Below are 14,672 nucleotides of genomic sequence, written 5' to 3'. Positions count from 1 at the left end.
TTTCTGCCAAAGAGAAACGCTTATGTTCGATGATCTGGATTACAGCCAACCTTACGCTTCGGCACGTTCGCCAGTGATGGGCAGCAACATGGTCGCCTGCTCCCAGCCACTGGCCGCTCAGGCCGGGCTGGACATGCTGCGCAAGGGCGGCAATGCGGTCGACGCCGCCATCGCTGCGGCCATGGTGCTGACTGTGGTTGAACCTACCGGCTGCGGGATCGGCAGCGATGCCTTTGCCATCGTCTGGGACGGCAGCAAGCTGCAAGGTTTGAACGCTTCCGGTCGTGCGCCGCAAGCCTGGACGCCCGAGTACTTCGCTGGGCAAAAGCAGATGCCACAACGTGGTTGGCCTGCGGTCAGCGTGCCGGGTGCGGTATCCGCTTGGGTCGAGTTGTCCGAGCGTTACGGCAAGCTGCCCTTCGCGACCCTGGCTGAACCGGCAATTGGCTATGCCCGTGACGGCTATCAGGTCACGCCGATCATCGCCGAGCTGTGGAAACGCGGTTCGCAACTGCTCAAGGATCAGCCGGGTTTCGCCGAGTGCTTCATGCCGGATGGCAAGGCGCCGCTGGCCGGGGAGAAAATCCAGCTCAAGGATCACGCCCGCACCCTGGAACTGATTGCACAAACCAAAGGCGAAGCTTTCTACCGTGGCGAACTGGCTGAAACCATCATCGCCCATGCCAACGCCAATGGCAGCGTCATGAGCCTCGATGATCTGGCGACGCATACCGTAGACTGGATCGACACGCTGTCAGTGCCTTATGCCGGGGCCGTGGTTCACGAATTGCCACCGAATGGCCAGGGCATCGCCACACTGGCTGGCCTGACCATGCTCGAAGCGCTGGGCGTGGGCGAGCATCCGGTGGACAGCCTTGAAACCGTTCACCCGGTGCTGGAAGCCATGAAACTGGCTTTGGCTGACCTCGACGAACACGTCGCCGACAGCGATCACATGCGTGTGCCTTCCGAGGATTTGCTGGGCAAGGCGTACCTGATGGAGCGCGCCGGACTGGTCACCGATCAGGCCGCTAATCCGGGGCACGGCTCGCCAAAACCCGGCGGCACCGTGTATCTGTCAGCAGCCGATGAAAGCGGCATGATGATCTCGTTCATCCAGTCCAATTACATGGGTTTCGGCTCCGGCGTTGTGGTGCCAGGCACCGGCATCAGCATGCAGAATCGCGGCGCGGGCTTCTCGCTGGACCCAACTCACGTGAACTACGTGGCACCGCGCAAGCGTCCGTTCCACACCATCATCCCCGGCTTTGTGATGAATGCCGACGGCACGCCGTTGATGTCCTTCGGCTTGATGGGCGGCCCGATGCAGGCGCAGGGTCACTTGCAGATGATGATGCGCATCCTGCGCTACAAACAGAACCCGCAAGCCGCCGCCGACGCACCACGCTGGAGGATCGAGTCGGGTCTGAAGGTTGCTGTGGAGCGTGCGTTTGATCCTGAAGTGGTCAAGGCACTGCGCGCCAAAGGGCATGACATTGATGTCGAAGAACCTAGTGGCGTGTTTGCTTTTGGTGGCGCACAGATCATCCAGCGCACGGCCCATGGGTATGTGGGTGGGACTGATCCACGGAAGGATGGGCTAGTGGCGGCTTACTGACTGACTAAGCGCGGTTAAATGTGGGAGCGGTGCTTGCCCGCGATAAACGATAACGCGGTCTGCCCGAAATACCGCAGCGCCTGCATCGCGGGCAAGCCCTGCTCCCACAAGGAACCGCGTACATCATTTAGGGCCAAGGTTTTCTGGGCCTGACAACCCGTGTAGCCTTTGCCCTTTGAACATCCTTGAGCACATTTCTCATGACGCTTTCGAAGATCAAACAGGCCAGCCTGATCGCCCTCCTCGGCTTCAGCACTCTGCTGCACGCCGCGCCACAAACCATTGACGTGCACCGCGATCCTAATTGCGGTTGCTGCACCAAGTGGATGGCGTACCTCAAGGAAAACGGTTTTACCGTGAATGATCATCCCGAAGACAACATGAGTGCCGTGAAGGAAAAACTCGGCGTGCCCGAGAAACTGGGCTCATGTCACACCGGCGTGATCAACGGCAAGTTCGTCGAAGGTCATGTGCCGGTTTCAGAGATTCGTGAGCTCATGGCCCGGAAAGACCTGATCGGCGTCGCCGCACCCGGCATGCCGATGGGCTCGCCAGGTATGGAGTCGGGGAATCGCAGAAGCGCTCACCAGATCATTGGCCTGACCGCTTCGGGTGAAGAGCAGGTAGTGGCGGACTACCCGGCGCAGTAAGTTTTCCCGGCAGACACAACCCTTGTAGGAGCTGCCGAAGGCTGCGAATGGCGGTGTACAGGATTAACGCTTCGCAGCCTTCGGCAGCTCCTACAGGAATTGCGTCCCAACGACTACTGCATCAACGAATAAACCAGCGCCAGCATCGACACCACACCCACTACCACGACAAACACGTTGGATGCCTTGCCTGCGTACTGACGCATGGCCGGGACTTTGTGGATGGCGTACATCGGCATCAGGAACAGCAACGCGGTAATGATCGGCCCGCCCAGGGTTTCGATCATGCCAAGGATGCTCGGGTTAAGCGTGGCAACGGCCCAGCACACCACCAACATCAGGGCGGCAGTCAGACGGTCGAGGGCTTTGGGTGCTGGACGCAGACCGGTTCTCACCACAATACCTTTCAAACCTTCACTGGCACCGATGTAGTGACCCAGGAACGATTTGGCAATCGCCACGAAGGCAATCAAAGGCGCGACAAACGCGATGGTCGGGTTGCTGAAATGGTTAGCCAGATACGACAGGATCGAAATGTTCTGGGTCTTGGCTTCAGCCAGTTGAGCCGGTGACAGAGTCAGCACGCAGCTGAACACGAAGAACATCACCATGATCACCATCAAGCCGTGAGCACGCGCAAGGATCTGCGAACTGCGACCTTCAGCCTGAGCGCCATACATGCGCTTCTGATCAACAGCAAACGCAGAAATGATCGGCGAATGGTTGAAGGAAAACACCATCACCGGAATCGCCAGCCAGAAGGTATGCAGGAATGCCGAAGGCTCCGGCAGCGTGGTGGCTGTGCTGAGAATGCCGCCATTCCAGTGCGGAATCAGGAACACTGCCAGCAACAGCAAGGCCACGATGAACGGGTAGACCATCAGGCTCATGGCCTTGACGATGAACCGTTCGCCACAGCGCACCACTGCCAGCAAGCCAAGAATCAGCACAAATGCCAGCAAGGCACGTGGCGGCGGTTGAATATGCAGTTGGTGCTCAAGGAAGCTGCCGACGGTGTTGGTCAGCGCCACGCTGTAAATCAGCAGAATCGGGAAGATTGCAAAGAAATACAGCGCGGTGATCAGCGTGCCGGCGCTTTTGCCGAAATGCTCCTCAACGACTTCCGTAATGTCCGCACCGTCACGACCGGACAGCACGAAGCGGGTCAGACCGCGGTGCGCATAGTAGGTCATCGGAAACGCCAGCAACGCCAGGGCCAGCAACGGCCAGAAGCCGCCAATACCTGCGTTGATGGGCAAGAACAACGTACCTGCGCCGATGGCGGTGCCGAACAACCCGAGCATCCAGGTGGTGTCATGACGACTCCACGCCGCAATCGGTGTAGCGGCTGCATCGAAACGCTGTTCGACGCTATTGGCCTGATCATTCATCCGGTCGAATCTCCGTGCCGGTTAATACAACATGGCAGGGACGCGTCAGAAAAACTGGGCAGTTTCGCGTCCCCTCAGAAAAGAGGGGCGCGATTGTCCGGGATTACGCCAGAAAATCAAAGGTTTGTCGGACGAGGAGAGCCTGATCAGGCGTGGATCAGGCTGACCGGACGACGCCGTTGATGCGAATCCCCAGCGACAGGTAGTGGAACCTTTCAAAATCCGACAAAATGTTCCGATGAAGAATGATAAAGACATCCACCCGGAAGCCGCCGTCGCTCCGGGCTATCTCGCCAATCACGCGGAACGCGTGTTCAACCGCGCGACTGACGCCGCCTTACGGCAACACGGTATCTCGTTGACTCTACTCGGCCCTTTATTGTGGCTTGCCTGGCGCGGTCCCATGCTTCAGCGCGACCTTGTGAAAGCGTCTGCCGTCAAACAGCCCGCAATGGTTGCGACTCTGGACAAGCTCGAAGCTGCAGGCCTCATCCAGCGTTCCGTTGTTGCCACAAACAAGCGTGCTGCAAATGTGAGCATCACAGCGCAAGGTCAGGAAGTAGCGGCATTGGGAAAACAGGTTTTGCTCGACACCAATGCACGTGGGCTGGAAGGCTTCAGTCCAGAAGAGGCTACGGTTTTCGTGGCGTTGCTCCAACGCTTCATCGGTAATCTGGAGGAGTAGCGTTTAATATCACGCATGATGTTTATTTATATCATGCGTGATATAAGGTGCGGATTACAGGAGAATCCGCATGTCCAGAAGAATCCTCATCAGTGGGGCAAGTGTTGCAGGCAACACCACAGCCTGGTGGCTTTCCCGCCATGGTTTTGATGTGACCGTCATTGAAAAAGCTTCTCTGTTTCGTGATGGCGGCCAGAACGTCGACGTGCGTGGCGCTGGTCGTCAGGTCTTGCAAAAGATGGGGCTGGAGCAAGCAGCTCTCGACCTGACCACCGGCGAGGCAGGCACAGACTGGGTAGACCAGCATGACAACACCATCGCGCGGTTTGCAGTCGAGGACATGGGTGACGGGCCGACAGCCGAGCTGGAAATAATGCGCGGCGACATCGCCAGGATGATTTACGAACCAGCAAGTCAGCGGGCAACTTATCGCTTCAACGAGACCATCAAGGCGCTGGAACAGGATGCATCAGGTGTCACCGTTCACTTCCAGAACGGCCCAAGCGATCGCTACGATCTCGTAATCGTTGCAGAAGGGGTTGGGTCACCCACCCGCGAAATGATTTTCCCGGGTGCGAACAAGCCGAAGTGGATGGATATAACAATCGCCTACTTCGCAATCCCGAAGACGTCCGAGGATGGAGTGTTTGCCCGTCAATACAATACGGTTGGCGGCATTGGTGCGACGCTAAAGCCCGGCCGGGAAAACACTGTCCATGTCTACATGGGGATGCAGAAGAAGCCCGAAGGTGAAAACCAATGGGGCGCCGAGCGCCAGAAGCAGTTCCTGCAGGAAAGATTCGCGAATGCAGGATGGCACTTCCCGCGCATTCTCGACGGTATGTTCAAGACAGATGATTTCTATTTTGATGTGCTTCGACAGGTCAGGATGGACCGATGGTCTGAGGGTCGCATTGTCCTTACTGGCGATGCTGCCTGGTGCGCGACTCCTTTGTCCGGGATCGGCACTACACTCGCGATTGTCGGGGGATACGTACTGGCAGGCGAGTTGTCGAGAACGGAGGATCTTCCATCCGCCATGGCGGCGTACGAGCGGGTCATGCGGCCATTCGTGAAAGAAGGCCAAGGCGTTCCGAAGATTGTTCCACGTATGCTCTGGCCTCACACCCGTGCAGGGCTGAGGTTACTCAGGGGCGCAATGCGCACTGCAGCCAGGCCGATGATACGAAAAACCTTCGCCAATCTATTCCTTCGTGATTCGCAGAAGGTGGAGCTTCCGGATTACGAGTCAACCTGAGCCTTTGATAGAACACGCATCGAGCGCCCGCGAACACCAAGCGTACTTTCCATTGCGGTGAAAAAAGGCCAGGAGCTGCAATGCTCACTGGCCTTCGCTGATATCACCGATAGACCGGTCAGATCTTGAAGCTTGCCACCAACTGCTTCAGACGCCCTGCCTGCTGCGACAGCGCGGCGCAGTCGGACAGGGTTTCGTTGAGGTTGGCGACGCCCTGCTGGTTGAGCATGTTGATCTGGCTGATGTCGACGTTGAGTGTTTCCACCACGGCGGTCTGCTCTTCGGTGGCAGCCGCAACTGACTGGTTCATGCCATCGATCTCACTGATGCGCTGGGTGACGCTGGTCAGTCGGGTGCCCGCCTGGTTGGCGACGTCAACACTGTCGCGGCTGCTGGCCTGACTCTGGTTCATGTTCTCGACCGCATCATGAGAACCCTGCTGCAACTCGCCGATCATCTTGTGCACCTGATCGGCAGACTCTTGAGTCCGGTGCGCCAGATTACGCACTTCATCAGCGACTACCGCAAAACCACGACCGGCTTCACCCGCGCGCGCAGCTTCAATTGCGGCGTTGAGCGCCAACAGGTTGGTCTGCTGAGAAATGCCTTTGATGACGTCGAGAATCTGCCCGATGTTTTCAGTGCTGGTGTTCAGGGTTTCAATCTGCGTGCAGGAATCACTGATCTTGGAGGACAGACTGGTCATGGCCTGGATGGTTTTTTCTACCACTGCGCGACTGTCTTCCGCCTGCTCGCGAGCCTGACTGGCCTGAGTGGAAGCGTCCGACGCGTTGCGGGCGATCTCCTGTGTGGCAGCGCCCAGCTCGTTGATCGCGGCGGCCACGCTGTTGGTACGTGCGCTTTGCTCGTCAAAACCCAGAATCGAGGAGTTGGACGATTGTTCCACGCGTTGCGACAGGTCATGAACCAGCAGTGTCGCCGAGGAGACCTCGATGATGGACGCATGCACGCGCTCGACGAACTGGTTGAAAGAACCACCCAGCTCGGCAAACTCATCCTTGCCCTGAATGCTCAAGCGGCGGGTCAAGTCGCCCTCGCCCCGGGCAATGTCCTGCATGGCACGGCCCATCGCAGTCAATGGACGCATCAGCGCGCTGATCAGCAGACTCAGCAACAACGCAATCACCAGCACCGCGACAACCATAGCGATGAGCGCCGAAGTACGGAATTCGCTCAATGGTGCATAGGCTTTGTCCCGGTCAATGGACAGACCGATGTACCAATCGGCACCCGGCAGGCCACTGATCGGTGTGAACGACAGCAAGCGTTGCTGGCCATTGAGGGTGACCTCACGCAATTTCTTGTCGAGTGTCAGGGTTTGGCCTGGATAGATGTCCTTGAGGTTTTTCATCACCTGATCTTTGTCCGGGCTAACGATGACCTGACCGTCACCGCTGACCAGAAAGGCATGCCCAAGGCCACCGAACTCTACCGAGTTAACGATTTTGACCAGGGTTTCCAGGCTCAAATCGCCGCCCGCCACGCCCGCCACCTTGCCGTCAATTTTGATCGGACTGGCAACAGTCACCACCAACCCACCCACCGAGGCCAGATAAGGTGCGCTGATGATCGTTTTGTCGGCCGTCACCGTGGAGGTGTACCAAGGGCGTTTACGCGGGTCGTAACCAGCCGGCATTTCAGCGTCAGGCCGCTGCGTAAAAACGCCATCAGCATCACCGATGTAGGTGAACTGAAACGTCGACGTCAGCGACGGTTGGCCGACAAGGCCACCCAGATCACTTTTAGTGCCCTGCCGCGCGACGTTCTGCCCGAGGTTTTCCAGAACCAGAATGCGTCCGCTCAACCAGCTCTGAATGCCGGTCGCTGTCAGCTCACCGGCCTGGGTCACAGAGTTTTCAAGGTTTTTGGTGATGGTATTGCGCTGCAGATAATCGTTATACAAAGTGAACAGGGCAAACGCCAATACCACGATGATCGAGGCCGCCAGCAGAATTTTATGACGAAACTTCAAAGTCATTACGACACCTCCTCTCAATCACAGACCGGTCTTTTGGGGTGCGATAGTTTTTAATAAAATCCAGCAACAGAATCGGATCCAAAAACAGATAACTGTCACTCTCTTTTCATGACGAATGGGTTACGCCTGATAGGGCTCCATTCGATATGCAGCAGCGTTGCGTGTTGTTTCATATCGCCCCATACGCGCTGAAGCCCTTGAACCACGGGGCATCGAGAAGCAACAGCCAATAGATTGGCGTTAAAACAAAGTCACTAGACAGCGGTATTAGCTGATGGACTGTCTATAGCCGCTGTTTCGGCAGGCTTTAAAAAAAGTTAAATATCAAACAGGGATAATTCACTGTTGCACTGAATGTAAACGACGAACGTCATGCGTAAACAAGAAAACCCGAACTGCTGCTGAGATATCAACAGTCGTACGATGAGCTGATAAAGACGCTTGAATAAAAAGTCGTCGCGTAGTCCGCATACGAAACAACACCGTCACAAATCATTGCAAGATATTGCATCTCCCGGTAAAACTGCCGCCCTTCTGCCAAGAAGGGCCTTTCATGAAACCTGCCGATATCGTCAACCTGTTGGTGCTCGCTGCCATCTGGGGTGCAAGCTTTCTGTTTATGCGCATCATTGCGCCGGTGCTCGGCAGCGTGCCGACGGCATTCTTCCGCGTATCCATTGCCGCCGCTGGCCTGCTGGTCATTTTCCTGCTGATGCGCGTGCGCCTGGATTTTCGCGGCAAGCTCAAGACCTGCATGTTACTGGGGGTGATCAACTCGGGGCTGCCGGCAACGCTTTACTCGATCGCCGCGCAAACGCTGCCTGCCGGTTACTCATCAATATTCAATGCAACGACGCCACTGATGGGCGTGCTGGTGGGCGGCCTGTTCTTCAGCGAGAGACTCTCGGCCGTGAAGATCATCGGCGTGTTCCTGGGATTGGTCGGGGTCGGCATTCTGACTCGCGCAGGCCCTGTGGAATTCAATCTGGAACTGCTGATGGGTGCCCTCGCCTGCTTGCTGGCAACGACTTGCTATGCATTTGCCGGGTTTCTGACTCGTCGCTGGCTGGACCAACAGGGCGGCCTGGACAGTCGCCTTTCAGCGCTGGGCAGCATGCTCGGCGCAACCTTGTTGCTGTTGCCGTTCTTCGGCTATCGAGTCCTGACCGACCCGCCTGCCAGCTGGGGCGGGGTCAGTGTCTGGGTATCGTTACTGGGACTGGGCCTTGTGTGCACGGCGTTCGCCTACATTCTGTATTTCCGCCTGATGACCAGCATCGGGCCGCTCAGCTCCATGACGGTGACCTTCATGATCCCGCCGTTTGGCGTGTTATGGGGAGCGTTACTTCTGGATGAGCCGCTGTCGATGGCGCACATCTATGGTGGCTTGCTGATTGCAGCGTCGCTGTGGCTGGTGCTGCGGCCGGTGGCAGTGCGGATGCCCTGCCGCGACTGAATACATTTGTAGGAGCGACGCGAAGCCGCGATGGCGAATCTTGCCTGACACACCGCCATCGCGGCCTCGCGTTGCTCGTGCGCTCCTACAGGTACTGCGTCATCTTTTGATATGAATCACCCAAACAACCAATATCCCAACAGCGCCAGTACCACCACCGCCAGCACCGGGCGCAGCACTCGATAGGCCTTGGGGTTGCTGCGTTTGAATTGCTTGACCTTGCCGCTGAACGTATCGCTGAAACGCTTGCTCCAGGCATAGGCCTGGTTGATCCCGCCCACGCGTTCGTCGTCAGTGTTCTGAGGCGCAGTGGCCCGGCCCAGGAACGCGCTGACCCAACGATTGATGCGGGTCATGACGCGAGTTCGCAACGGCCGCTCAATGTCACAGAACAGAATCACGCGAGTGACGTCAGTCTCGTTCTTGACCCAATGCACATAGGTTTCGTCGAACATGACGTCTTCACCATCGCGCCAGGCATATACCTGACCATCGACGTAGATCCGGCAATCGTCAGAGTTGGGCGTCGACAGCCCCAGGTGATAGCGAAGTGAACCGGCAAACGGGTCGCGATGCGGGTTGAGGTGGCTGTCCCCCGGCAACAGGGCGAACATTGCGCCTTTGACATTGGGAATCGAGTTGACCAGCGCCACGGTCTTCGGGCACAGCGCTTCTGCGGATGGCAGAGCTTTGTCATACCACTTCAGGTAAAAACGCTTCCAGCCTTTCTTGAAAAACGAGCCGAAGCCGGCATCGTTATTTTTCTCGGCAGCGCGAATGTAGCCTTCATCGAAAAGATGCATGGCTTCTTCGCGAATGGTCTGCCAGTTATTCTTGAGCACATCCAGCTCGGGGAACGCACTGCGGTCCAGATACGGCTTGGACGGTACGCGGGAAAACAGGTACATCAGGGCGTTATAAGGAGCGAACAACGCCGAATGATTGACGAACTGACGCAACAGCGGCAACCGCGCCTTGCCACGCAAATGCACATACAGCGTGCTGCACACGAAGAGCATCAGGATCGACACCTTGGCGGCCAATGAAAACGTCATCTAACTCTCCTTGCTTACCGCTGTACATCTTGTCGTGGTGATTGTGCGTGAAGGCGAACCATCATCTGGATGGTTCGCCAGCCGCGCATCATAAACCTTCACCGACCTGACAAGAAGCAGCGGAGCGCAAACCAGGCCTTACTGCTGCAGCTCCTGGTCGGTAAACAGGTCACTGAAGAGCATGCTCGACAGGTAGCGTTCGCCCGAATCCGGCAGAATCACGACGATGGTCTTGCCTTGCATTTCCGGGGTTTCGGCCATGCGTACCGCGGCCGCCATGGCGGCACCACACGAGATACCGCACAGGATGCCCTCTTCCTGCATCAAGCGCAGAGCCATGGCTTTGGCTTCATCGTCACTGACCAGTTCCACCCGGTCGACAAGCGACAGGTCAAGGTTCTTCGGAATGAAGCCAGCGCCGATGCCCTGAATCTTGTGCGGGCTTGGCTTGATCTCTTCCCCCGCCAATGCCTGAGTAATGATCGGTGAAACCAGAGGCTCCACGGCAACAGACAGAATCGGTTTACCTGCGGTGTTTTTGATGTAGCGGGAAACCCCGGTGATTGTGCCGCCGGTGCCAACACCCGCGACCAGCACATCAACAGCGCCGTCGGTGTCGTTCCAGATTTCCGGGCCAGTGGTTTTTTCATGGATCGCCGGGTTCGCCGGGTTCTCGAACTGGGCTGGCATGAAGAATTTTTCAGGATCGCTGGCCAGCAGCTCTTCGGCTTTCTCGATAGCGCCTTTCATGCCTTTGGCTGGCTCGGTCAGAACCAGTTCGGCCCCCAATGCCTTGAGGACTTTACGACGCTCGATGCTCATGGATGCAGGCATGGTCAGCATCAGCTTGTAGCCTCGCGCTGCGGCAACGAATGCCAGACCGATGCCAGTGTTGCCAGAGGTAGGTTCGACGATGGTCATTCCGGGCTTGAGTTTGCCCTTGCTTTCAGCGTCCCAGATCATATTGGCGCCGATCCGGCATTTCACCGAGTAGCCCGGATTACGGCCCTCGATCTTGGCCAGAATCGTGACTCCACGGGGTGCGATGCGGTTGATTTGCACCAGTGGAGTGTTACCGATGGAGTGGGCGTTGTCAGCGTAGATACGGCTCATGGCGGTGTCCTTGTGCACGTTCAGCAGTGGTCGGAAAAATCAAAGCCTATGCCTCATGACCTGTATGCGTCCAGTCACAGCGAACGGATGACAGCGCAGAGAGTCAACAACTCATCGCAACCTGAGACCCACGCCATGAAACGTCGTTATAGCTGGCCACTCTGGACCCTGGCCGGGATAGTCGTGCTGTTGATTGCAGTGCATATCGCCCTGCCCTACATGGTCCGCAACTACCTCAATGACAAGCTCGCCGACATGGGCGATTACCGCGGTCAGGTCACGGATATCGATCTGGCATTGTGGCGCGGCGCTTACAGAATCAACGGGCTGAACATCGTCAAGGTGGACGGCAAGGTGCCTGTACCCTTCGTCAAAGTCCCGGTCATCGATCTGGCCGTGAGCTGGAAACATCTCTGGTACGACCATGCGGTGGTCGCCGAGATGATATTCGCTCAGCCGGAGATCAACTTTGTCGACGGCGGCAACAACAAGCAGGCGTCACAGACAGGTCAGGGCACCGATTGGCAAGAACAAATCAACAAGCTGCTGCCGATTACGCTCAACGAAGTCCGGATCAATGATGGCAAGATCACCTTCAACAATTTCAGCACGACGCCGAAAGTGAAGATCGAGGCCGACGCGCTCAACGCCAGTCTCTACAACCTGACGAATGTCGAGGACGTGAAGGGTAATCGGGATGCCCGCTTCGAAGGCAAGGCGTTGCTCGAAGGTCACGCCAAAATGGAAGCGTCCGCGACCTTCGATCCGTTCACCAACTTCGAGGATTTTGACTTACGCCTGCGTGCCACCGGCATCCAGCTCAAGCGCTTGAACGACTTTGCATCCGCCTATGGCAACTTCGACTTCAATGCCGGGCAAGGTGATCTTGTGATTGAGGCTCAGGCGAATAAAGGCCAGCTGAATGGTTACATCAAACCGCTGCTGCGCGATGTTGAAGTTTTCAACTGGAAGCAGGATGTCGAAAACCAGAATAAAGGCTTTTTCCGCTCCATCTGGGAGGCTGTCGTCGGCGGCGGTGAAACCGTGCTCAAAAACCAGAGCGAAAACCAGTTTGCTACTCGGGTTGAGCTGAGCGGAAGCGTACACAAACAGAATGTCAGCGCGTTTCAGGCGTTTTTGCAGATTCTGAGGAATGCCTTTGTGCAGGCGTTCAACGCGCGGTATGACAACAGCAAGGGATGACGCCGCAGGCCCGGCTTGATCCGGTCCTTGGGGACGCGCACCGACCCCGCCATTCAATCAATGAATATCTGGTCCACATTCACAGTCGCCAAGGCCTCGCGCTATAGTCCGCGCATTGTTTACCGAGGATTTACCGATGAAGTTTGAAGGCACCCGCGCATATGTCGCCACCGACGATCTCAAGCTGGCGGTCAACGCGGCCATTACTCTGGAGCGCCCATTGCTGGTCAAGGGCGAACCCGGTACCGGTAAGACCATGCTCGCCGAACAGCTGGCAGAATCCTTCGGCGCCAAATTAATCACCTGGCACATCAAGTCCACGACCAAGGCCCATCAAGGCCTCTACGAATACGATGCGGTCAGCCGCCTGCGGGATTCGCAACTGGGCGTGGATAAAGTCCACGACGTGCGTAATTACCTGAAGAAAGGCAAGCTTTGGGAAGCCTTCGAAGCCGAAGAGCGAGTCATTCTGCTGATCGATGAAATCGACAAGGCCGACATCGAATTCCCCAACGACCTGCTGCAAGAACTCGACAAGATGGAGTTCTACGTTTACGAGATCGACGAGACCATCAAGGCCAAGGTCCGACCGATCATCATCATTACCTCCAACAATGAAAAAGAGCTGCCGGACGCCTTCCTGCGCCGCTGCTTCTTCCACTACATCGCCTTCCCGGATCGCGCAACGCTGCAGCAGATTGTCGACGTGCATTACCCGGATATAAAGAAGGATCTGGTCAGCGAAGCACTGGACGTGTTTTTCGACGTGCGCAAAGTGCCAGGCCTGAAGAAAAAGCCCTCTACGTCGGAACTGGTGGACTGGCTGAAGCTGCTGATGGCCGACAACATCGGCGAGGCTGTGCTGCGCGAGCGTGATCCGACCAAGGCCATACCGCCGCTGGCCGGGGCACTGGTCAAAAATGAACAGGACGTACAACTGCTTGAGCGTCTGGCGTTCATGAGCCGTCGCGGCAACCGCTGATTCCGGAGAGACCATGCTCCTTAATCTGTTCAACGAAATGCGCGCCGCCAAGGTCCCGGTCTCGGTACGCGAACTGCTGGACCTGATCAACGCGCTGAAACAGCGGGTCACTTTCGCCGACATGGACGAGTTCTATTTCCTTGCCCGAACGATTCTGGTCAAGGACGAGCGGCATTTCGACAAGTTTGACCGAGCGTTCAGCGCCTATTTCAATGGTCTGGAGAAACTCGACGACCATCTCAAGGCGCTGATCCCCGAAGACTGGCTGCGCAAGGAATTCGAGCGCTCACTGACGGATGAAGAACGCGCGCAAATCCAGTCACTGGGCGGACTCGACAAGCTGATCGAAGAATTCAAGAAACGCCTGGAAGAGCAAAAGGAACGCCATGCCGGTGGCAACAAATGGATCGGCACCGGTGGCACCAGTCCGTTTGGCTCAGGCGGCTATAACCCGGAAGGCATTCGGGTCGGCGACGCTGGCGAGCGTAAAGGCAAAGCGGTCAAGGTCTGGGATCAGCGGGAATACAAGAACCTGGATGATCAAGTGGAACTCGGCACACGCAATATCAAGGTCGCCCTGCGTCGCCTGCGCAAATTCGCCCGTCAGGGTGCGGCGGAGGAACTGGACATCGATGGCACCATCGACCACACCGCTCGCGATGCTGGCCTGCTGAATATCCAGATGCGCCCGGAACGGCGCAACACCATCAAGCTGTTGCTGCTGTTCGACATCGGCGGCTCGATGGATGCCCACGTCAAAGTCTGCGAGGAACTGTTCTCGGCCTGCAAAACCGAGTTCAAGCATCTGGAGTACTTCTACTTCCACAACTTCATCTATGAGTCTGTGTGGAAGAACAATATGCGCCGCGGCTCGGAACGTTTCTCGACACAGGACTTGCTGCATAAATACGGCGCGGACTACAAAGTGATCTTCATCGGTGATGCCTCCATGGCGCCCTATGAAATCACCCAGGCAGGCGGCAGCGTTGAACACTGGAATGAAGAGCCGGGCTATTTGTGGATGCAGCGCTTTACCGCCAAGTTCAAGAAACTCATTTGGATAAACCCCTACCCCAAAGACGCCTGGGCTTATACAACCTCGACCAACATCGTGCGGGATTTGATCGAAGATCAGATGTATCCGCTGACGCTGCGGGGGCTGGAGGAAGGGATGCGGTATCTGGCGAAGTAGCGTGTTGACGCCGGTCCCACGTCAAAATCACCTTGCGGCCCGCGAAGCAAATATCGACCCTGTAGGAGCT

Annotated in this window: 12 protein-coding genes and 1 pseudogene; 8 read left to right on the top strand and 5 right to left on the bottom strand. The window is 56.9% G+C overall.

Annotated elements, in window-relative coordinates; all coding sequences use genetic code 11:
• Positions 1–22: 22 nt before the first annotated feature.
• Complete coding sequence (locus AUC60_RS07170) at positions 23–1,618, top strand: gamma-glutamyltransferase family protein (protein WP_167384324.1); 1,596 nt, start codon at positions 23–25, stop codon at positions 1,616–1,618.
• Positions 1,619–1,818: 200 nt separating this feature from the next.
• A complete protein-coding gene (locus AUC60_RS07165) occupies positions 1,819–2,268 on the top strand; it encodes a DUF411 domain-containing protein (protein ID WP_087265397.1) in 450 nt (149 codons plus the stop codon).
• 113 nt (positions 2,269–2,381) lie between these two features.
• Here AUC60_RS07165 and AUC60_RS07160 read toward each other — a convergent pair whose 3' ends face one another.
• Positions 2,382–3,659 carry an aromatic amino acid transport family protein gene (locus AUC60_RS07160; RefSeq protein WP_087265396.1) on the bottom strand — a complete coding sequence of 426 codons (1,278 nt, stop codon included), beginning with the start codon at positions 3,657–3,659 and terminating at the stop codon, positions 2,382–2,384.
• Positions 3,660–3,864: 205 nt separating this feature from the next.
• Here AUC60_RS07160 and AUC60_RS07155 point away from each other — a divergent pair, with 205 nt between their 5' ends.
• Positions 3,865–4,344, top strand: a complete 480-nt coding sequence (locus AUC60_RS07155; RefSeq protein WP_238599532.1) for a MarR family winged helix-turn-helix transcriptional regulator — start codon at positions 3,865–3,867, stop codon at positions 4,342–4,344.
• Between the two features lie 70 nt (positions 4,345–4,414).
• A complete protein-coding gene (locus AUC60_RS07150) occupies positions 4,415–5,602 on the top strand; it encodes an FAD-dependent monooxygenase (protein ID WP_087265394.1) in 1,188 nt (395 codons plus the stop codon).
• A gap of 118 nt (positions 5,603–5,720) precedes the next feature.
• Here the strand turns inward: AUC60_RS07150 and AUC60_RS28460 are convergent, their stop codons facing one another.
• Both AUC60_RS28460 and AUC60_RS28455 read right to left on the bottom strand, forming a co-directional pair.
• The gene (locus AUC60_RS28460; RefSeq protein ID WP_420800723.1) at positions 5,721–6,446 is read right to left on the bottom strand and encodes a methyl-accepting chemotaxis protein; all 726 of its coding nucleotides are present in this window, start codon (positions 6,444–6,446) and stop codon (positions 5,721–5,723) included.
• A gap of 180 nt (positions 6,447–6,626) precedes the next feature.
• A pseudogene (locus tag AUC60_RS28455) lies at positions 6,627–7,601 on the bottom strand (cache domain-containing protein); the annotation flags it as partial.
• Positions 7,602–8,154: 553 nt separating this feature from the next.
• Here AUC60_RS28455 and AUC60_RS07140 point away from each other — a divergent pair.
• Positions 8,155–9,057: a DMT family transporter gene (locus tag AUC60_RS07140; RefSeq protein ID WP_087265392.1), complete on the top strand. Its 903-nt coding sequence runs from the start codon at positions 8,155–8,157 to the stop codon at positions 9,055–9,057.
• A gap of 116 nt (positions 9,058–9,173) precedes the next feature.
• On the opposite strand, the gene AUC60_RS07135 is transcribed toward AUC60_RS07140, so the two are convergent.
• Both AUC60_RS07135 and cysK read right to left on the bottom strand, forming a co-directional pair.
• Entirely contained in the window at positions 9,174–10,112 is a 939-nt protein-coding gene (locus tag AUC60_RS07135; RefSeq protein ID WP_087265391.1) for an aspartyl/asparaginyl beta-hydroxylase domain-containing protein, read from the bottom strand.
• A gap of 138 nt (positions 10,113–10,250) precedes the next feature.
• Complete coding sequence (gene cysK, locus AUC60_RS07130; RefSeq protein ID WP_087265390.1) at positions 10,251–11,225, bottom strand: cysteine synthase A; 975 nt, start codon at positions 11,223–11,225, stop codon at positions 10,251–10,253.
• Between the two features lie 135 nt (positions 11,226–11,360).
• On the opposite strand from cysK, the gene AUC60_RS07125 reads away from it, so the two are divergent.
• The 3 genes from AUC60_RS07125 to AUC60_RS07115 all read left to right on the top strand — a co-directional run bounded on the left by AUC60_RS07125 (position 11,361) and on the right by AUC60_RS07115 (position 14,602).
• On the top strand, positions 11,361–12,428 hold the full coding sequence (locus AUC60_RS07125; RefSeq protein WP_087265389.1) for a DUF748 domain-containing protein: 1,068 nt from the start codon (positions 11,361–11,363) through the stop codon (positions 12,426–12,428).
• A gap of 136 nt (positions 12,429–12,564) precedes the next feature.
• Entirely contained in the window at positions 12,565–13,410 is an 846-nt protein-coding gene (locus AUC60_RS07120; protein ID WP_087265388.1) for an AAA family ATPase, read from the top strand.
• A 13-nt stretch (positions 13,411–13,423) separates the two neighbouring features.
• Positions 13,424–14,602, top strand: coding sequence for a vWA domain-containing protein (locus tag AUC60_RS07115; protein ID WP_087265387.1), 1,179 nt, complete (start codon positions 13,424–13,426; stop codon positions 14,600–14,602).
• Positions 14,603–14,672: the final 70 nt, after the last annotated feature.

Source organism: Pseudomonas caspiana, from assembly GCF_002158995.1.
Lineage (GTDB): Bacteria > Pseudomonadota > Gammaproteobacteria > Pseudomonadales > Pseudomonadaceae > Aquipseudomonas > Aquipseudomonas caspiana.
This window is presented reverse-complemented; position numbering and strand designations above follow the sequence as displayed.

Coding starts and splice junctions, on each gene's coding strand:
- AUC60_RS07170 (WP_167384324.1), top strand. CDS start 23: ATGTTCGATGATCTGGATTACAGCCAACCTTACGCTTCGGCACGTTCG.
- AUC60_RS07165 (WP_087265397.1), top strand. CDS start 1,819: ATGACGCTTTCGAAGATCAAACAGGCCAGCCTGATCGCCCTCCTCGGC.
- AUC60_RS07160 (WP_087265396.1), bottom strand. CDS start 3,659: ATGAATGATCAGGCCAATAGCGTCGAACAGCGTTTCGATGCAGCCGCT.
- AUC60_RS07150 (WP_087265394.1), top strand. CDS start 4,415: ATGTCCAGAAGAATCCTCATCAGTGGGGCAAGTGTTGCAGGCAACACC.
- AUC60_RS07140 (WP_087265392.1), top strand. CDS start 8,155: ATGAAACCTGCCGATATCGTCAACCTGTTGGTGCTCGCTGCCATCTGG.
- AUC60_RS07135 (WP_087265391.1), bottom strand. CDS start 10,112: ATGACGTTTTCATTGGCCGCCAAGGTGTCGATCCTGATGCTCTTCGTG.
- cysK (WP_087265390.1), bottom strand. CDS start 11,225: ATGAGCCGTATCTACGCTGACAACGCCCACTCCATCGGTAACACTCCA.
- AUC60_RS07125 (WP_087265389.1), top strand. CDS start 11,361: ATGAAACGTCGTTATAGCTGGCCACTCTGGACCCTGGCCGGGATAGTC.
- AUC60_RS07120 (WP_087265388.1), top strand. CDS start 12,565: ATGAAGTTTGAAGGCACCCGCGCATATGTCGCCACCGACGATCTCAAG.
- AUC60_RS07115 (WP_087265387.1), top strand. CDS start 13,424: ATGCTCCTTAATCTGTTCAACGAAATGCGCGCCGCCAAGGTCCCGGTC.